The sequence below is a fragment of the Streptomyces sp. NPDC017936 genome (assembly GCF_044328485.1).
GTDB lineage: Bacteria > Actinomycetota > Actinomycetes > Streptomycetales > Streptomycetaceae > Streptomyces.
This window is the reverse complement of the sequence record NZ_JBIRHK010000024.1, coordinates 1-19,369: the sequence shown is the minus strand read 5'-3', so window position 1 is coordinate 19,369 and position 19,369 is coordinate 1. Positions and strand designations below refer to the sequence as shown.

Below are 19,369 nucleotides of genomic sequence, written 5' to 3'. Positions count from 1 at the left end.
GCAGCGTCACACAGCAGTGCGGCGAGGGCATCCCAGCCAGGCCTGGTGGGACGCAATGTGTAGTCTCTCGCGCAAGCGCGCTGCCGGTTCCGGACCTGCATCATGGCAGCGTCTCCGCGTCTGCAAGCAGCAGAAATGCCAACGCCGGAAGCTTGGGCTGCATGTCGGCAACGGTGGCCCGTTCCAGGGGGGCGACTGAGTTACCGGCGAAGACACGGGATTCTGCAAGGGGGCCACGAGCGTGTGCTGCGGGTCCTCCTCCGGTGATGGGGGCTCGCCACGAAGGCGGCCGTGGCCCGTGTCACGTACGTCGCTGGAGGCCGTGAGTGACGGATGCGGCCTTGGTAGCGGTCTGTAGGTGCCGGGCAGTTGCATCGTGACACCAATTCCGTCGAACCGGGCGCTTTTTCGGCCTTTCGGCCTAAGATCATGGACGTGTTGGGCGGGAGCCAACGCAGATCAGGGCGTGGGAGGCAGCGTGTGGTCGGATAACGAGACGGATCTGGACCTTCTCGGGTTTGACTTCCTCGTTGACGAGATGGTCGTTGCTCTGACACAGCAGCGGCTCCTGCCTCTGACGCTGGGTGTGCTCGGTGGTTGGGGTTCAGGCAAGAGCAGCCTGCTGAGGATCGTCTCGAAGGAACTGTCGACCATTTCATCCGACGAGGCCGGACATTTCGTCGTGGTCCCGTTCAGCCCGTGGCAGTACGAAGGCTATGAGGACATCAAGGGCGCGCTCATGGAGGCAGTGCTGACGCGCCTGCAGCAAGAAGCCGATGAGGGCAGCGCCGAGGCTGTGGAGGCGGGCCGACTCAGACGAGTGGCCCGGAGCCTGCGGCGGCCGGTACAGATGCTGGTCGGAGCGGCACTGCCCGCCGGCGCGGCCATGGCTGCCGGCGCGCTCGATCCCGGTTTGGCTGACGTGGCCTCCACCATCGCCCAGAGCGCTGTCGGGGGGACGTACCCGGACCAGGAGCCTGTCGGGGAGAGCGCGGAAGAGAACCGCACTCCCGCGGACCCGGGGGCGTTCCGGCAGGAGTTCGCCAGCTTAGTGGGTTCGTTGGAGCAGGTTCGGGCGGTGATCGTGTTGATCGATGACCTGGACCGGTGCCTGCCACATACGGTCGTTGACACCTTTGAGGCGATCCGTCTCTTCCTCAACGTGGAGAAAAGCGCGTTCGTGATCGCTGCCCACCCCGAGGTCGTGCAGGCCGCCATCGACCGACGCTACCCGGGCCTCGGCCGCCCCGGAACGTCTGGTCTGGGCGCGGAGTATCTGGAGAAGATGCTCCAGGTCAAGATCAGCATTCCGGTGTTGTCCGCGCCCGAAGCCGAGACATACATGCATTTGCTGCTGGCGCAACTGCACCTTGAGCGGGAGCAGTTCGAGAGGGTGTGCGAAGCAGTTGACCTGCGCAGGCGCGAAAGCGCCCTTGGGGTTGCTCTGAATGCGGGCATCGCATCTGCCACGCTCGGCGCTGGCATGCCGACGCGGTTGTACGAGGACATGACGTGGGCGGCGGCGATCTCCCCGGTGCTCGGCAGTACGTTGCGTGGCAATCCTCGGCAGATCAAGCGGTTTCTGAACACGCTGACCCTGCGCCTGGCGAGCGCCGAACGCCGGGGCACGAGGCTGGACGCGGCGGTCCTGGCCAAGCTCATGGTGCTGGAAGAGCAGTACTTGACCGACTTCCAGAATCTGTTCGACTGGCAGGTCCAGGCACTGGGATCGGGCGGGAACGGACATCTCCAAGCCGCCGAACGGCACGCACGCGGTGCGGCGACGGCCGCTCAGAGAGGATCGGGCGACAGCCAGACTCCCGAGGAGCCACGCGCCTCCTCGGACGGACGTCCCCCAAGGCGAGGGCGGGCTCGCGGGGAGAGCACCGCCACGGGCGAGCTGAACGAGGAGGTTCGCGCCTGGGCGGAGATGCCGCATATCGACGCCTGGCTTCGGATGGATCCCGCCCTGGCCGCAGTAGATCTCGGCCCGTACTTCACGTTCGCGCGGGCCAAATTGAGGCTAGCGGCCACCACGGCGCTTCTGCCCGCGCATGTCCAGGAACTGCTCGGCCTGCTCCAGTCCGACGTCGTCGGCCGGCGCCGGGCCGCGGTGCGACAGGTGCAGCAGACCGTGGCGGCTGAGGATCTGCCGACACTCGTGGAGCACCTTATGCAGGTGGTTCAGCGTGATCCGGCGGGACCGGCCACGGACAGCGCGGCGGAGCTGTGTCACGAGATCCCCGCGATCGCTCGGGACGTCTGCGAGCGGCTCAGACTCGTCCCTTTGGAGCTCCTGCGCCCGAAGCTCTCGACCCTGGTGCGACGGCTGCCCCCCACCGACCCCTCCGTGACGGCTCTGCTGGACGGCTGGGAGTCCACAGGTACCCCGGCAGGCGCGTTCGTGCGCCAGGCTCGCGACGTGCGCCGGCGGCAAGGGCGTAGCTGAAGTGGGTACTTCCACCGACCGCACCAGTGGCTCCGGCGGGGCGTGGACGCCTCTCAAGCACGCGGCGACCGCATACGCCCGCGACGTCGGCCGTGGTTCCGCTCCCCGCAGCCGGGCTGCCGCCGTCCTTGCCCGCCACGTTCCGGTCCTGGGTGGCGCTGCGGCCGCCGCCGCGGGCGCGGCGGCCGGGCGCAGCACGGCCCAGCGGCTGGGCGGCCTGCTGTCCGGGGTGGCCGCCGACGGGCTGGGCGAGGCGCTGCGTCAGGCGTCGCTGGGCGACCTGGTCGGGCGGGACCGGTTCGAGATCGTCGATGAGCTGGTGACGCAACTGGCTGGTGCTGGGGGCGACCTGGACGGGCAGGCGGCCCGGGACGCGGTCTGCGACGTTCTGGAGGAACTGTTTGGCGAGGCGGACACCTGGGAGGAGCTCGAAAGCGAGGCAGCCGACCGCAACGATGTGGAGCGGCTGCTCGAACTGTTCCTGACGCACTACATCTACAACCGGGTGCCGGTGGTGGCCGAACGGCTCGGCGCCATCGCCGACCCCGAGGCTGCACGCCGCGCTGACGGGCAGATGCGCCAGATCATCGAGGACTGCGTGGCCATCCAGATGCCTGCGCAGCCGTTGAGTTTGGACTGGTCGGGCCCAGACGGCCGTGCTCTTGTTGAGAATGCCGTGGAACTGGCCTACCAGGCGTTGGAGGGGCTGGCATGACACAGTTCACGGTGCGTACCGAGGAGTTCGACGATCCCGCGCCGCCCGAAGGGATCCTGCTGGACTTCGCCCCGGGCTCGCCTAAGGGCACAGTGCAGGCCGGCCTTGGGCTGTTCCGTTCCTTCCGGCCCACTCGTCAGGCGGCTGACCTGATGATCATGGCGGTCGGCGCCTACATCAGCGACAGAGTGAGCGAACGCAGCCGCACCAACGATGCCTGGACACGTGATCTGTCTCTGGTCTTCCCGGCAGAAGACGCCGGTAGGTGGCCGGTGGAGGCCTCGCAGACAACTCTGCGCTTCCTGACCGGCGACCGGTGGACTCTGCATCCCCGCTCTCAGCGATCCGCACCTCTGCCGCATGGTTCGGACAGTGGCCAGGGGCGGGTCGTTGCGGACGGTGTGTGCCTGTTCTCGGGAGGCCTGGACTCCCTGTGTGGGGTCATCGACTTGCTGGAGGAGGACCCTGAGCGGCGCCTATGTCTCCTGTCGCACTACGAGGGCGGCCAGACTCCACGCGCTCAGGCCCGTCTGTTGCGGCATCTACGCGGTCACTACGGCTCACGGGTGGTCTCGCTGCGCCTGTTCTTGCGGCCGGCGCCCGCGCATCCGTCCCAGGCCAGACCACTGCCCGACGGCCGTGAGACCACCACCCGTTCACGCTCACTGATGTTCTTGTCGACCGCCCTGGCGATCGCCTCCTCCATCGGCCCGAACGTCCCGGTCTACCTCCCGGAGAACGGCTACATCGGCATCAACGTGCCCCTCACCCGTGCTCGGGCCGGGAGCTTCAGCACCCGCACTACCCATCCGCACTACTTGGCGCTGCTGGAACAGGTGAAGGAGGCGGTCGGCGTTCACAACCGGCTGGTCAACCCCTACCGGTTGCAGACCAAGGGCGAGATGCTCGTCGGCAGCCGCAATCAGCCGCTTCTGCGGGAACTCGCACCGCAGAGCATCTCCTGCTCCCATCCCGAGGCCGCCCGCTACGCCGAGCGGCCGCAGGGCAACTGCGGCTACTGCTTCCCGTGCCTGATCCGCCGGGCGTCGATGTCCCGGGCGGGCTGGGACGACGCCAGGCACTACGCCTGGGATGCGCTGAACGATCCCGAACTACTGGATCCGGACTCCGGCCGCAGCGCTGACTTGCGTGCTGTTGTGGCTGGCACCCGCCTTGGCCGGCCCACCAGTGACGTCCTGCGCAACGGCCCGCTGCCCCGTGGCGAGCGCACCGCTTACATCGACGTATGGCGGCGCGGCACCGCCGAGATCCGCGCCTGGCTGACCTCGGGCGCGCAGGGGCAGCTCGCACGACTGTTGGAACACGCCTCGTGAACCATCTGCTCGACAGCCATTGCCACGTGACCGGTTACGACGACCCGGTAGCCGTCCTGCGCCAGGCCGCCGAGGCTCGCGTCGACGTCGTGGCCGTCACCGAGGATCCTGGAGAGTACCGGCTGTTGCGAGCCCGGCTGGGTAGACGCCGTGGCGTCCACCCGGCACTGGGCATGCATCCTCTACGTGCCCACAGCTTTACTCCCGCCGACATCGCCCGGTTTCTGCGCATGCTGCCCGAAACCACATGGGTCGGTGAGATTGGGCTCGACTACTCCCCCGCCGGACGCACCACACGACGCGCACAGCTGCGAGTCCTCGAGGCCGTCCTCGCTGATCCCCGAACCCGTAACCTGCCCATGACCGTACACAGCCGCGGCGCCGAGAAGGACACCTTCTCCCGACTCGCCCAGGCCGGAGTCACCGCCGCGATCCTGCACTGGTACACAGGCCCTCTGGCCCTGGTCGACGAGGCCCTGGCCGCAGGACTGTGGTTCTCCGTCAACCCGGCAATGACCACCTCGCAAAAAGGGCGCGCCCTCCTCGAAATTTTGCCGCCCGACCGTGTCCTCCTTGAGACCGATGGCCCGTTCGCCCGTCACAACAGGCACCCCGCTCGACCGGCAGACCTCTCCGACGTCGTCGCCCGCCTCGCCACCCGCTGGGCGCTGACACCCGAACAAGCCACCCGGCACATCCACGGCAACCAGCAGCGTTTCCTCGACACCACCGGACTTCCCCAGTGACCGCAGCGTCAAGCGCCTCCCACGCCCCGTTCCTCATGGTCGCGGCTGGGCCCTGAGCAACCACAGCGTGGGAAATCCCGCACGGACCAGTAAGCGCGAAGGCCGCACCGTCCGCCCTTGGGCGGTGGGTCGCCTCGCCTCAAGGCTGTCTATCTCACCTGATGGTCGCCCGGAGGAGGGATGAAAGGGTGGAGTCATGCCTCTCATGCAGCCTTTCGCTTCCGATTGGGACCGCCCGGCCTCACAGAACTCCGAACAATGGAACTGGCTCGCGGTCGAAATAGCCGAAATCCGGCGATGTGCCGAGGCAGGCGACCAAGCACACGATCGCCTTGCCCTCATCCTCCTGGACCATCTAGTCGAGGTGATCATCGGCCGTGAGGTCAACGCCCAACTGGCCTTCCAGATCCCCGACAGCACCATCGAAGAGATGCAAAGGTTCCGTGACAGCGGCGGGCAGCTCGATGGACAGCTGAGTCAGCTGATCGATCAGTATGTAGGCCCGGACCGGCGGGCAAAGATGGACAACCACCTGGACCAGAAGACCAAGTTCCTGAGGCAGCGGGGCGTGCTGACGGACCACGAACGCGACGTACTCGACCGGCTGCACGAATACCGCAACGCGGCCTACCACCGTGACACCCTGGAACCCGACCTGATCGCAGACCTTGTACTGGCCTACCGGGTGTTGGCGGACGAACTCCTCGCCCGACACAAACCGATCGCCTGGGTCATGGCTTCGTCGGACCCCGCCCCCATCGTGACGCCACACCAGCTTCGGGGCCGCCTGACCGAAGGCGTCGACATCGATCTCACATCGATGGCCCGCCGGTTCCACGACCACGCTACGAAGCGAGTCCAGGCTGTCTCCACAGCCGTAGCTATCGCCCAACAACTCCTCGGCTCCAAAAGCTCCGGTGAAACGGCCGCGGCCCCGCCAGATGACGACATGGCCCGCATGCTGACCGGCCTCAGCGACACAGCCAAACACCTGGCCCCCTGGACGAGGCAGGCAGAGGGGTTGAAGTCCAAGACGTCGTCACTCACCGGCCTGATGGTGCCGTTCCTCAACCTGGACCGAGCCCTGAGCCGTATCGAACCGTCCGTCAAGCGCCTCGACATGATCCAAGACTGGTGGGAACAGCGTCGGATCGATGACCTCAGGGGCAAGTAGCGCCATACCCAAATGCACGCACGGGCCGGCCTGCGGCTGACTCGCCACGATGGTGCTGCCCGCCGTGCCGATGGATGGGAACGGGCGTCCAATGTCCCGGCCGACCACGCCGTGAACCCCCGTACAGCACACCGCCCGCAGCCAGGCCTCCCCCAACATGGCCTCTGCCCCTACACCCACCGCATAGCTCGACAAACAAGCCCAGCCCTCACCACCAAGCGGACCCTCACCGTGATCGTTAGTTAATGGAAGTGCCGCAAATCTGTCCTGGGCTGGTGCCACTATCTGCCAGCAACTGGTGCCACTAGACGCCAGTAGGCCGAACTGGGATCTCACCAGGTCAGAGCACATGGTCAAGGAATCCGATGGTGGCAGAGAAGCGACCTGAGGCCCCTGGCATCAAAGAGACACTTCACAAGCAGCTCGCCGAGCAGCAGGCTCGCAGCAGCGTTCGAGGCGTCCAGACCCGCTCGAGCAGCGCGGAGGACGAGCGAGTCGACAGCGACCGAAGCGACCGTGGTCTGTCGGTGCCGGCCCGGGCCCTGCTGAAGTTCTCCACACCGCGCGACCCCGCGCAGCTGGTCGCGTTCATCAATCTTCGCGTGATCAACCCCGAACACGCCCACTGGCGGCGCGGCATCGAGGCCGCCGTCACCTACAACCGGTTGTACGGCGACCTGCGCGTGCCGTTCACGTACCGCGTGCCCGGCCGCGACGACCAGGAGGCTACAGCTGAGGGGTGGCCGGCCTCGCTCGCCGGGTTTCGGCTGGGGCAATGGATCGCCGGCGCCCGCCGCTTCCACGCTCGCGGGGAGATGGGCGCCGACCGTGTCGTCCAGCTGGAGAAGCTCGGCATGATCTGGTCTCACTACGACGTCGCCTGGGAAGAAGGACTCGCTGCGGCGCGCGGGTGGGCGGCCGAGGCGGGCCACCTCCTGGCGCCGAGCGATGCCACCTACCAGGGATACCGGGTGGGCATCTGGCTGAAGAACCAGCGGGCCGCAGCCCGAAAGGCTCAGGAGATCGAACAGCGGCGCGCCGAGGGCCTCCCCGTGGGGTCGTCGGCCGGCGCGCTGCCGGACGAGCGGCGCGAGCAACTGGAGGACATCGACCCCGCCTGGTGCCCGGCCTGGCCCGTGGAATGGCAACGCTGCTTCCACCTGGTCCGGCTCCACCTCGAGACCGGCGGCACGCTGCCCACCTCGCCGGGCAACGTCGTGCACCAAGGCGAAGACCTCGGACGATGGGTGAGGGCGCAGCGGCTGGGCTGGGACAAGCTCACGACCGTGCAGCAGTGGATGTGTGAGCAGGTCCTCGGGATCACACCCGCGACCGAGGAGGAGAAGCCGCAGCCGCGTCGTACGCAGGCCGACAAGTGGGCGCTGAACCTGGCGGCAGCCCGCCAGTTCTACGAGCGCGAGGGACATCTCCGCGTACCGAGGAAACACATCGAACGGCTCGTCGGCAAGGACCAGGAGCTACGCGAGCTCCGTCTCGGGGCGTGGGTCAGCAACCAACGCTCACGAGCGGCGACGCTCTCCCCCGAACGCATGGAACAGCTCTCCGCCATCGGCATGCGCTGGGCATGATGCGGGCCCCTGTGCTGGCGATGAACCGTGTTCGCTCACGCTCACCGAAGGTTTTCGTCACGGATCATCCTTCGGAGGCTGGTGCGGGCGGCGGTCAGGTCTTCCTCGAGAGTTGTGATGCGGGCCCGGCATATGGCGTTCTCGGAGGAGGCTTCCTGTAGCTGGCGGGTGAGGTCCTGATTCAGGGTGGTCAGTTCGTCTGCTCTGGTCGCTGCGACAGAGGCGTGGACGGCATCGAACTGGTGGCCGAGTTGGTGACGCAGGGCTGCCTGGAGCCGGTCGCGTTCCTCGCGGAGGTCTTTGATTTCTTTCCGGGCGGTTTCGAGCTCGGTGCGCAGGCTGAGCTCGGAGGGTGGGCTTGCCGTGGCAGAGGGTGGGGTGCTGTGAGCTTGGCGTAGTTGGGCTGCCTCGATGTGCTCGCGTACGCCGGGGGCATAGGTGAGCCAGGTGGAGACTCGGGCGGCGCGGGCGACTGCGGCGAAGGTGAGCGGCTTTTCCTGTTTCTCGAGTGTGGCGAGAACAGTTAGGACACGGGCTCGTTTGTCGAGGCTGTGGCGACGTCTGGCTTCGGCGAGGGGGGCGGGGTTGCCGCGGGGATTCATCGCGGGTCCTTCGGCCGGGCAGTGGTGAGGGGCAGGAGGGTGTGGTTGTCGCCTGCTCGTGCTTTGCGCAGCACAGTGCTGGCCTCTTCGATCTGGGCGCGTTCGGAAGCGGGGAGGGATCCCAGATGTTTGTGCATGCGGTCGATGACACGCTGGTAAGCAGTGATTTGTGCGGTGAGGGCAGTGGTGACGAACTCGGCGGCACCCATGGCGAGTGCGGTTTCGCGGTCCGCTCGTAGCTCGTTGATGTGGTGCTCAATGGCAGGCAGGTAGGAGGGATCGGGGCGGTAAAAGCCGCAACCGGCGCACTGGAAGCGGATGGGGCACGCCTGGCCGCCGGCTTTCACGTTCGACGGCTCGGTGCAGCCGCCAAAGGGAACGGCGACGGAGCGCATCTCGTAGGCAGTGCTCGAGCTGGGGCTGAGGTGGCCGTGCTGGTCGAGGACGTGTGCGCTGAGTTTGGCCACCGCTTCGCTCCTTCGCTTGAGGGAGACGGTGTAGTAGCGCTGGGTCATGGCGATGGATTTGTGGTCCATCAGCTCGCGCAGCACGTCAACGGGGGTGCCGGCGTCTGCGTGGCGCTGGGCGTAGGAGTGCCGGAAGACGTAGGGGTAGATCAAAGACCGGTCGAAGAGCAGGCGTTGCCCTCTTGAGTCGGTGCCCTCGGCGTGGAGCGGAGGCAGGGCATCTGCCCAGAGCCTGAGGGCGTCGCTGAGGTAGGTGCTGGAGATATGGGGGGCGTCGCTCAGTGGAGTGAGGGACGGAAAGAGGTATCGGTCTCCCTTGGCGGGAAGATGCAGCTGGTCGCGGCAGGCTTGCCAGGTTCGGATGGCGTCGGCGGTGGAGGTTGTGATCGGCAGACGCCGGCGGTGGCGTTTCCTCTTGTGGTTGTCCCGGATCAGGGTGGGCTGGCCGTTGTGGGTTTCCAGGCAGTCACGGGCCAGCGAGACGATCTCGAGCGGGCGGCGCCCGGTGTCGCGCAGGACGATGTACATCGTGCGGTACAGCAGCTGCCGGGCGTCTGTGGCGATGTCGCGGCAGCCGTAGGTGTTTCCGGTGCTCAGGGCGTCGATGTGGGCGTCCAGTTGCCGGATGACGGACTCGGGGATGGCCTTCCCGATGAAGTCCTCATTCGGTTCTTCCACGGAGATGACGTGCTCGACGGGCACGCGGGTGAAGGTGCCGGCCAGGTCATCCAGGGTGCCGCAGCGGCGGCCGTAGGCGATGAGCTGGAAGAACATCCCCAGCAGGCTGCGTCGGAAGGAGGACGAGTAGAGGGTGCCGTCTCGTTTGCGCGCGGCACGGAAAGCGTCGACGGCCAAGGTGGCATCGACGAAGGCCAGGGCGGCAGGATCGTCGCCGGCGTCGGCGCGCTGGGCGAGGGCCGTGGAGGCGATGGTCGTCGCGTGGAAAGTGCGCTTGAAGTCTTCCGTGGTGGGGCGGGCGGTGGTAACCCAATGACGCAGCGCCTGGCGCAGCCAGGGCTGGCGGACTGTGCGGAGATCGACGCGACCGGGCAGATGCCGGCGCTTGCCGGAGGCGCTGTGGCGCAGTCCGAGGACGCGCAGATCGATGACATCCTGGTCGATGAGGGCGATCCCGGAGAACTCGCTGTATCCGGCGCGGGCGGCGGACTGCAGGTTCTCCAATGTGCGGACGGCAGCTTGGTGCGGCTTGGTGAGCCGGGCTGCGTTGGTAGCGTCCAGAAGCGTGTCGGCCGTGGTGAGGCGGCTGATCACGCCGCGAATCCAGTGCGGTTCCAGGGCACGTACCCACTGGTCCATCTGCTGCACGGCGTACAGCGCTTCCCAGCGCAGCAGCTGGGGCAGTGGGGCGAGGTGGAACTGGTGCGCCAGCAGATACAGGGGTTGGTGCGGTGCCCACTGGGCGGCAGGCATGGGGTCGGTGCTGGAGCGGCATTCCGCTCTCCAGGCGCGCCAGTGGTAGTTGCACAGCCCACTGGAGTTCATCGCCCAGCCGGAGCAGTGGGTCACCATGCAGTCCGGGTTTTCGGTGAACGGTGTTGCCCGGCTGCGAAGCCACCGCTCGAGCGTGCCTCTGGACTTGTGGTACTTCCATGATCCGTGGTGGGCGGCGCACAGGCCTCCCGATACCTGAGGGCGTACGCACCGCACGCCGTCCCGGGTCAGCGTGCACGGCCCGACGACCGCCAGAGGCAGGGATCTGGAACGGGCGGGGGTGAAAGTGGCGGCGAACTCTTCCCGCGGCAGGCCGCTCTTTCTGCGCTGGTCCGAGCAGTAGGTACAGAACGTCTCCTGAGCACGCACGATCACGTCGCAGCGGCGGGTGCGGCACCGGGAGGACGAGGTGCGCGGGTTGTCGAGGTCTCCCGTGAACAGCCATCTGGCACTGTCCCACTCCCCCGGCCGCCACGCGGGATCGATGTGGGCACGCAGCCACGTTTCCCACGACTTCTTCGAGGCCTTCGTCGGTGCGGAACGTGCGACGGCAGGCGCACCAGCCGTACTCACTGGTCCTCCCGCCATGCCTGGACCCGGTCGACAGCCGCCCGGGTCTCGGACTCATCAACGTGGCGGTAGCGGTCCATGGACAGCGGCGAGGCATGACCCAGCAGCTTTTGCACCACGTCCCGGTCCACTCCCCCACGCAGCCAGTGGGTGGCCGCGGAGTGGCGCAGCATGTGCGGCCGAGCCGGATGCCCGGCACGGCAGGCCAGACGGTCGAAGACGCTCTTGGCGTTCGGGTAGGTCATGGCCCGCCCCAGCGGCGGGCGGAAGAGGTTCACGAACACCATGCCGGTATCGGCCGCGGCGCCCACCTGGTTCCGTTCGTGCTGGTAGTCGGTGTAGAAGGCGACGATGTCGGGGGTGACGGGGAGGCAGCGGGAGTGTCTGGACTTGGCCAGGGCCCGGTTGGGGTTGTCGGTGCGGCGCCGCACATGAAGGTGCGGGCCCTGTACGGGGCAGCCCAGGGAGCGCGACGAGGCCAGGAAATGCAGATCCTCCTGGCGCAGGCCCAGGGCTTCCCCGATCCGCAGGCCGGTCGCGGCGAGCAGCGCGATGAGGAAACGGTCCCGTGCTCGGGGGGTATCGGCGATCATGCGGCGGATCTGCTGCGGGGACAGGGATTCGTAGCCAGGCTCGCTGACCTGGAAACGGAAAGCCGACACCTGGGCCTGGCGCCACTGGCCGCGCTCGCCGTCGTCGTACCCGGCCGGTAAGAACCGCAGGAACTTCGGCTCCGACAGCAAGCCGGCCGTCTGGGCCGGGACCCAGCCGTGGAGCGCCCCGAAGCGCAGGAAGTCCGTGACCGCCGTCATCACCGCGTTCGCCGTGCCCTGCGAACGGTAGCGGGGCGCAGCCGTGGTCGGGGAGCGGCGGCTGCGGGCCGGCAGCGGCGTGGTGACCAGCCACTGCTGCAGCCCGGACAGAGCCATGAAACTCGGACACGACCACTCGATACGGCGCTGGGTGCAGTAGTTCAGATAGAGGGCGAGACGGCCCGCGTAGACCCGTTCCGTGTTCGGCGAGCGGCCCTTGCTACGCAACCCCGCCAAAAACGCACACGCCTCGACATGCAGGTCATAGGTACGTGCATCGGCCACCACCCACCGCTCCACACCGGTCGCCGGGGAGATCGAACGCTCAGCTACGTAGGTCTGCTCCACCCACCAAACACAACCAACCCCGCACCCCCGGCCGCCCCCGCTTCCGGACAACTCCCACACGACCAGGTGAAAACCACCCCAAACACACCTCACACATCGCCCCACCCATGAATAAAGGTCCGCTCTGCCCTCGACGCCCCTGACACTGCCCGGGCCACAGCGCCGAGGAGTAAGAGCGCCCGCCACCGGCGGGCGCCGTGCTCTCGTCTGCAGAAGTGGGACAAAGCATCCTCGGTTCACAACACCGCGAGGACGAAGGTCAGCAGAGCCAAGGACAGGGTGGCACTGCCCGCGAAGGCCACGGCACCGCGCAACAGAGCGGTGGCATAGGTGGCTCCGTCGATACGAGCAAGCAGACCGGCCGCTGCTCCTACGAGCGTGCAGAAGAGACCGACGACGGCCAGAAGCAGGGCCAGGAGGATCAGGTGAGTGGATGAGGTGTTCATGCCTTCTTCCCAGGACAACCGACGACGGGGACTTCGGCGAATTTCGCGGTTCCGGTGTTCACCGGGGTTCAGGGCGAACAAAGATGAACGAAGACGGTCGCCTGGGAGACGGAGAAGCAGGACATGGGGGACGTGCACGAGGACCCGCTGGCGGAACTCGCGCTACGGCTGCGCACCCTCAGGGCGCAGCGGGGTCTGCAGATGGGTGGGTTGCAGCAGCGGACCGGGCTGGGACGGACAACGGTTAGCCAGGCGCTGAACGGTCACACGGTGCCCACCGAAGCCACGCTGGCGGCTCTGGCAAAGGCGCTGGGCACGGATCTGGAGCCACTGGTTGCCCTGCGCGAAGCCGCCGCCCGCGCACCGCAGGTGCGCGAAAGCTTTCCGAGGAAAGCCACCCGCAGGTCGGTACGTCCCAAAGTGCAGCCTTCGTTCGAGGAGCGCTACCTCAGCTACGTCACGGAACGGCATTCTCAGCTGACCGTCGTAGGGCTGGACCTGAGTCGGCCGGAACGTGCGCGCTGGCCGCTCGACGCGGCGTACTTGAGCTTGGAATTGGCGGAGCGGCCGGAAGACTGGCCTGCGGGCAGTGAGGAGGCGAACCGGCCGTCCATCGTGGTCAAGCGTGCCGAGCACGCGTTGGCCGGCTGCCGACGGGTTCTTCTGCGAGGGCTCGCTGGCAGCGGAAAGACAACACTGCTGCAGTGGCTGGCTGTCGCCACGGCGCGCGATGAACTGCCGGAGGAATTGGCGGACTGGCGGGGGCGGATTCCGTTCATCCTGCCCCTGCGGACGTTGGTGAGGCGTGGCCCCCTTCCGGATCCGCACGATTTCCTGTCTGCGCTCGGCAGCCCCCTGGCCGCCTCACAACCTGAAGGCTGGGCCGATGCCGTGCTCGCCAGAGGGGAGGCACTCGTCCTGGTCGACGGCATCGACGAGGTTCCTCAAGAACATCGGGGCGCCACGCGCGACTGGCTCGAGCGGCTCTTGGCGGCCTACAGGGACACACACTTCGTGGTCACCACGCGTCCGTCCGCTGTTCCAGAAGGCTGGCTGACTTCGTCGCGCTTCACCGAACTGTCAGTACGACCCATGAGTACCGCAGACACTGCGGTCTTCGTTCACCGCTGGCACACCGCAGCCCGACACAATGCGACAACCGACGCCGAACACTCACATCTGCATGATCTCGAAGCAGCGCTTCAGGTCACCGTGCGTGCTCAGCGTGACCTGGCGCAGCTGTCCAGCACCCCCCTGATGTGTGCGCTGATCTGCGCACTGCACCGGGACCGCCGCGGTCATCTGCCTCACAGCCGAATGGAGTTGTATGAGGCAGCACTGTCGATGCTGCTCGTGCGCCGCGACCTCGAGCGCAGCATCGACGTCCCGGAAGGCATTCAGCTCACCGAACACCAAAGCGTCCAACTACTGCAGCGTCTGGCCTACTGGCTCATCCGCAACCGCCAGACAGAGATGGAACGGGCCACCGCCACAGCTCTGGTCAACGATGCGCTGCCGGCCATGCAGGCCGTAGCCGAGCAGGGCACTGCCGACCAGGTCCTGACGCACCTGGTCGGCCGCAGCGGGCTCCTACGCCAGCCCACCGCCGACACCATCGACTTCGTCCACCGCACTTTCCAGGACTACCTCGGAGCCAAAGCCGCCATCGAAGCCCACGACTTCCCCCTGCTGGTCAACAACGCCCACGACGACCAGTGGGAAGACGTCATCCGCATGGCCGTCGCCCACGCCCGCCCAGCCGAGAGCGCTGATCTACTCCGCCGCCTCGTCGAACGCGGTGATGCCGACGACGAACACAAGGGCAGACTCCACCTTCTGGCAGCCGCCAGCCTGCAGTACGCCACCGAAATCGCACCCGACGCCCGCACACTGGTCGAGCAGCGGGCGCGTGTCCTGATGCCTCCCCGATCCTCTGAGGAAGCAGAGGACCTTGCCGCGCTGGGCCCGGGCATCCTAGATCTGCTCCCCGAGCCCCAAGGCCTGGAAGACGACGAAGTGGGTCCAGTCATCAAGATTGCCACCGCCATCGGTGGCGACCAGGCATACGGCTTCCTCCGCCGCTTTGCGCAGTCCCTGCCTCCTGACTCAACACCCCACGAACTATGTGAGGGCTGGGAGCGCTTCAAAGCTGATCAATACGCCCGCGACATCCTGCTCCCCTATCGAGGGAAAAACCGTCTATATATGGACGTACGCACCCATGATCAGCGCAACGCGCTGCAACTCCTTAAACCCATCACCCACATCCGCTTTCAAGGAGAATTTACAGAAGATCAGATCTCCGAGCACCTCTCACCCGAGCACACCCACACACTGCACATCTCCTCAGACCGTTTGCTCAGGGATCTGAAATTCATCCGCAACCTCCCTGCCTTGAAGACACTCGAACTATCCGAGTGCGCGCAACTAGCACACCTTGAAGATCTCGCAGGAACCTCTCTCACCAGCTTGAGCCTCACTAACCAACCACGCGAATTCTCCTTCGACGCGCTAAATTCATTGCCGGAGCTCACTAGTCTCTCTTTCTATACACACCTACCGTCAGAGAGCCTTGCGGAAGTGCCGGCGCCGGAAGGTTTGACATCCTTGAATCTGGGCTGGACCGACGCTTCTCTGAGGGGTATCTCAAGGTGGCAACAACTGCAAGAACTGACAATAGCCGATGGGCTGAATAACGCAGCATGGCAAGAAATTGCAACGCTCCCCCACCTGACAGAGCTGTGCATTTCTGGCTACGATCTTAAGCATGCTGTATCCCTATCAAGCGTCACCTATCTCCGACTTATATCCCCGTCAGACCCACAACTAGACTTGATTCCGAACCTATTCCCCAACCTCCAGCGCTTCTTCATTAACTGCCAAAGAGTGCAGTCAGACACCACTGACATCACCCCCCTGAGTCAGATCAAGGGCCTTGAAATCTCCGTCAGCTACGCAAGTAGCGTCACCGGCCTCGAACGATTCACCCCAGAAGCAGTCCGGCTGTACCCACGCCCACGGACAACGAGCATCTGAACCGCCCTCAGCCCAAGTCCCGCACCGGATCCGACCTCGGCGCCCATCCGCCGCGACCAGAACAAACATCCCTCACGCCCCCTCCACCCCTAGATAATCGACATCACCGGCGAACGAGGAGTCGAGGCCGTCTGCTTCGCCGACACCCGCGGCTCCCAGGTAGAGATCGTCCAGAACATCGGCCGCGCGCTCAGGCTCAACCGCGACGGCTCCACAAAGGTCGCCCGCATTATCGTGCCCGTGTTCCTGGAGCCCGGCGAGGACCCGACGGACATGGTCGCCAGTGCCTCGTTCCGCCTCCTCGTGGCTGTGCTCCAGGGCCTGCGCAGTCATGATGAACGACTCGTCGAACAGCTCGCCTCCCGTGCCCGCACCAGCGGAAAGCGCAAGGTCCACCTCCGGCGCGACGAAGACGGGCGGATCATCGGCACCACGGTCGACGGCGAGGACCAGGAGCACGACGACACCCAGGCCGCTGCCGAGTCCGCGCTGCTCCACTTCTCCAGCCCACGCCACGCGGCGACCATCGCAGCCTTCCTCCGCACCCGGGTCTACCGGCCCGAGTCCCTCGTCTGGCTGGAGGGTTACCAGGCACTGATCCGCTGGCGGAAGAAAAACGAGATCACCGGCCTGCACGCCGTTCCCTACGACGTTGAGGTCGAAGTCGGGGCAACGAAATCCTTTCCACTTGGGCGATGGGTCCACCAGCAGCGGAAAGCACTGCGCGCCGCAAATCTCGACCCTCACCGCAAAGAACTGCTGGACGCACCGGAGGCCGGGATGGTGTGGGAACCGGGCGAAGAGGCATGGGAGACCAAGCTCGCCACCCTCCGGTCCTACCGGCAGGCCACCGGCCACCTCGCCCCGCGCCAGGACGCTCTCTGGGGCGAAGGCGAGGCGACGGTGCCCATCGGGCAGCACATGGCCAACCTGCGCCGGAAGGGCGGCCTCGGGAAGAACGCGGGGCGGGAGGCAGAGCGCGCCAAGCAGCTGGCGGCGATCGACCCGGACTGGAACTGCCCGTGGCCGCTGGACTGGCAACGCCACTACCGCATCCTCGCGGACCTGGTCGAGGCCGACGGCCACCTGCCCGACATCGCACCCGGCGTGCTGATGGACGGCGACGACATCGGGCGATGGCTCCAGCGGCAGAAACAGCCAGCCACCTGGAAGCTGCTGTCGATCGAGCAACAGGAACGGCTGTCCCATCTGGGCGTCACGCCCGCCGAGGCGCCGTCTCCCGCCCCGATGGCCAAGCGCGCGGCCAAGGGCCGGAGCAAGGCGCAGCAGGCATTCCAACTCGGCCTGACAGCCCTCGCACAGTGGGTGGAACGGGAAGGCCAGCGGCCAGTACCAAGGGGCCACAGTGAGGAGATCGCCGTCCACGGCAAGGCGGAGCCGGTGGCCGTCAAGTTGGGCGTATGGGTCTCGAACACCCGCGCGAGGCGGGACAGGCTCGCCCAGGAGCAGCTGGACGCGCTGCGGGAGCTGGGCGTGGAGTGGGCGTAGGGGCCCGAGGTTTGCAGCTTTTCCGCCGAACCGTGGCTGGTGGCCCCATAACGGGTGAGGCCGATTGACGGTTATGGGAGTTGCAGATCAACAGGCCGGGTGGGGTATGGGCGGCGGGAATCGGAAGTTGGCGCCGTTAGAGGCGGGGGTGGTTTCCCTCGCAGGTGGGGTGTGGCGGGTGGCACCGCTGCAAGGCGAGATGACGCAGTCGTTTCTGAGTCGGGTGGCTGCACGCTATGGCGTAAGGCTCAGGGATCTGCTGGCAGCAATCGCTGAGGTAGGCGGGCTGTCGAACATCACCGGTCAGACGCGGCTGGACAGTGAGGTGTATCTGAACCGGCAGGCTCGGGATCGGGTGTCTCAGTTGTGCCGAGTGCCGGAGCGTCATCTGCGGCGGGCGCTGCCTGCCTGGGAACAGGAGGAGCCTCGGAAGCGGTTCGCCTCAGGGCCAGCGGCCCAGTTTCATCACACTGCCGAGAAGGTGGTGCCCTGGGGGCCGGCGTGTCCGGAGTGCGCGGCGCGATCAGCCGGGCGCGCCGAGGACGCGCGCTTGTACCTGGAACCGCAGCAGCGGATGTGCGCGCTGCACCGTCGGTGGCTGATGCAGGCGCCGGGCACGGCCGGCCGGGTGGTGAGGTTGCCGGCTGGGGGCGAGCAGTGGGTGCAGGCCCAGTGCCGTCATGCGAGGTTGCTGCGTCGCTCTTCTGTGGCTGCGGAGGCGTTCGAGGTGGCTGCAGCAGTGACCGCCTCGTGGTGGTGGCAGGGGTGGTCGCGGGAACATGTGTGGCCTTCTCGGTTGCGGAGCCTGGGCAGGGGGCGGATGGATCCGGAGGTGTGGCGGGTTCTGGCGCGGGAGCTGGTGACGTACCCGGAGACGGTTGCGCTCGCCACGCTGCTGGCCGATGACGGGTTCCGGCAGTGCCTGATCGCGGACGCCCGGGGACATGTGCCGTACCGGCTGGCTGATCTGCCGGTGCTGCTTTCGGCGGTGGCGCGCTGTGTGGGGCGCCCCTGGTACAGGGAGCAGTTGGCAGATGAGACGTCGGGGCCTTTGTTCGCGTGGGCGTATCAGTGCGTGCGGCCGCCACGTCGCACCAGGCACGGAGAGCAGGCGATGTGGGCGGTCGCTCCGGCGCACCGTTTGCGCCCGCTGGTGGACGAGCTCGCCGCGCGGATGTCCGTCGGGGTCGGCGGGCAGAAGGCGGAGGGTAAAAGACGGCGGGGACTTAACCGGCAGTCGGACGAGTCCTTCACGGCCGGCCTGGCGCATGCGGGCCAGTACGTGCGCGAACACGGGAACCTTGCTGTTCAGAAGGACACCATGGTGGGGTCCTTCCGGCTTGGGGAATGGCTGCACAATGTGCAGACCAGGGCCTGGGCTCTGTCGCCGGAGCGTGTCGAGGCGCTGATGGCCTTGGACCCGTGGTGGAACGTCCCCTGGTCGGTGCAGTGGCAGCGCTCGTACTACCGGGCGCGTGATCACGCCGCCGTGGACGGTCCGCCGGATGCGGCCGCAGGGTTTGCCGGGACCGCCGTGCTGAACGGTGAGTGGCTGTATTTGCAGTGCACCCAGTACGACGCTCTCCACCCTGAGCAGCAGCGTCTGCTGGCGGACATCGGCGTCACGGCCGCAGCAGCCCGTACCGCCCGGCCGCGGCGAGCCAGCATGCGGGCGCGTTTCGAGACAGGGCTGGCGCACGCCCGGGCCTATGCCGCCGAGCACGGTCACCTGGCGGTCTCCGGCAAGGGGGTGGTGCACGAGGGGTATCCGCTGGGGACCTGGCTGGTGGCCCAGCGCAGTAAGGCGCACCGGGCCGCAAGGCCCACAGACCGCTCCCGCGCGCTTGCCGCCGTCGACCCGTGGTGGAACCCGCCCTGGCCGCTGAAGTGGCAGAGATCCTTCGCGCAGATCCGTCGGCTGGTGCAGAACGGACACGCACTGGATGCGCAGAGTGGCTTTCCGGGCCTCGAAGCGGAGCTCGCACTGTGGCTGTCGCACCAGTGCACCGTGTACGGGAGTCTTCAGGGCCTTGACCCTTATTCCTGAACACGGGTTATGCGGCTTTGGCCAGCGTAGTTGATGTTGTGTGGAGTGCTCGCTCGTAGGCGATCGGGCTGCG

The 19,369-nt window shown here is 66.8% G+C and carries 12 protein-coding genes and 1 pseudogene; 9 read left to right on the top strand and 4 right to left on the bottom strand.

Going from position 1 to position 19,369, the window contains the following annotated elements:
* The first annotated feature begins 466 nt into the window (after positions 1–466).
* The 6 genes from ACH4F6_RS35840 (at position 467) to ACH4F6_RS35815 (ending at position 8,007) form a co-directional block, all read left to right on the top strand.
* Positions 467–2,449, top strand: a complete 1,983-nt coding sequence (locus ACH4F6_RS35840) for a P-loop NTPase fold protein (RefSeq protein WP_397964576.1) — start codon at positions 467–469, stop codon at positions 2,447–2,449.
* A gap of 1 nt (position 2,450) precedes the next feature.
* Positions 2,451–3,164 carry a hypothetical protein gene (locus tag ACH4F6_RS35835; RefSeq protein WP_397964575.1) on the top strand — a complete coding sequence of 238 codons (714 nt, stop codon included), beginning with the start codon at positions 2,451–2,453 and terminating at the stop codon, positions 3,162–3,164.
* Entirely contained in the window at positions 3,161–4,498 is a 1,338-nt protein-coding gene (gene qatC / locus ACH4F6_RS35830) for a Qat anti-phage system QueC-like protein QatC (RefSeq protein WP_070201518.1), read from the top strand. The genes ACH4F6_RS35835 and qatC overlap by 4 nt, the downstream gene beginning before the upstream one ends.
* Complete coding sequence (locus ACH4F6_RS35825) at positions 4,495–5,244, top strand: TatD family hydrolase (protein ID WP_020937363.1); 750 nt, start codon at positions 4,495–4,497, stop codon at positions 5,242–5,244. The genes qatC and ACH4F6_RS35825 overlap by 4 nt, the downstream gene beginning before the upstream one ends.
* Before the next feature lie 196 nt (positions 5,245–5,440).
* Complete coding sequence (locus ACH4F6_RS35820; RefSeq protein ID WP_397964574.1) at positions 5,441–6,418, top strand: hypothetical protein; 978 nt, start codon at positions 5,441–5,443, stop codon at positions 6,416–6,418.
* Positions 6,419–6,786: 368 nt separating this feature from the next.
* Positions 6,787–8,007: a helicase associated domain-containing protein gene (locus ACH4F6_RS35815; protein WP_397964573.1), complete on the top strand. Its 1,221-nt coding sequence runs from the start codon at positions 6,787–6,789 to the stop codon at positions 8,005–8,007.
* A gap of 41 nt (positions 8,008–8,048) precedes the next feature.
* Here the strand turns inward: ACH4F6_RS35815 and ACH4F6_RS35810 are convergent, their stop codons facing one another.
* From ACH4F6_RS35810 to ACH4F6_RS35795, 4 genes are all read right to left on the bottom strand, one after another.
* Complete coding sequence (locus tag ACH4F6_RS35810; RefSeq protein ID WP_397964572.1) at positions 8,049–8,609, bottom strand: hypothetical protein; 561 nt, start codon at positions 8,607–8,609, stop codon at positions 8,049–8,051.
* On the bottom strand, positions 8,606–11,101 hold the full coding sequence (locus tag ACH4F6_RS35805) for a tyrosine-type recombinase/integrase (RefSeq protein ID WP_397964571.1): 2,496 nt from the start codon (positions 11,099–11,101) through the stop codon (positions 8,606–8,608). The genes ACH4F6_RS35810 and ACH4F6_RS35805 overlap by 4 nt, the downstream gene beginning before the upstream one ends.
* A complete protein-coding gene (locus ACH4F6_RS35800) occupies positions 11,098–12,258 on the bottom strand; it encodes a tyrosine-type recombinase/integrase (RefSeq protein WP_397964570.1) in 1,161 nt (386 codons plus the stop codon). The genes ACH4F6_RS35805 and ACH4F6_RS35800 overlap by 4 nt, the downstream gene beginning before the upstream one ends.
* Positions 12,259–12,494: 236 nt before the next feature.
* On the bottom strand, positions 12,495–12,704 hold the full coding sequence (locus tag ACH4F6_RS35795; RefSeq protein WP_397964569.1) for a hypothetical protein: 210 nt from the start codon (positions 12,702–12,704) through the stop codon (positions 12,495–12,497).
* Positions 12,705–12,827: 123 nt separating this feature from the next.
* On the opposite strand from ACH4F6_RS35795, the gene ACH4F6_RS35790 reads away from it, so the two are divergent.
* The 3 genes and pseudogenes from ACH4F6_RS35790 (at position 12,828) to ACH4F6_RS35780 (ending at position 19,296) form a co-directional block, all read left to right on the top strand.
* The gene (locus ACH4F6_RS35790; RefSeq protein ID WP_397964568.1) at positions 12,828–15,740 is read left to right on the top strand and encodes an NACHT domain-containing protein; all 2,913 of its coding nucleotides are present in this window, start codon (positions 12,828–12,830) and stop codon (positions 15,738–15,740) included.
* 96 nt (positions 15,741–15,836) lie between these two features.
* Positions 15,837–17,249, top strand: a pseudogene (locus ACH4F6_RS35785) (Helicase associated domain protein); the annotation flags it as partial.
* Between the two features lie 178 nt (positions 17,250–17,427).
* Entirely contained in the window at positions 17,428–19,296 is a 1,869-nt protein-coding gene (locus ACH4F6_RS35780) for a Helicase associated domain protein (protein ID WP_397964567.1), read from the top strand.
* Positions 19,297–19,369: the final 73 nt, after the last annotated feature.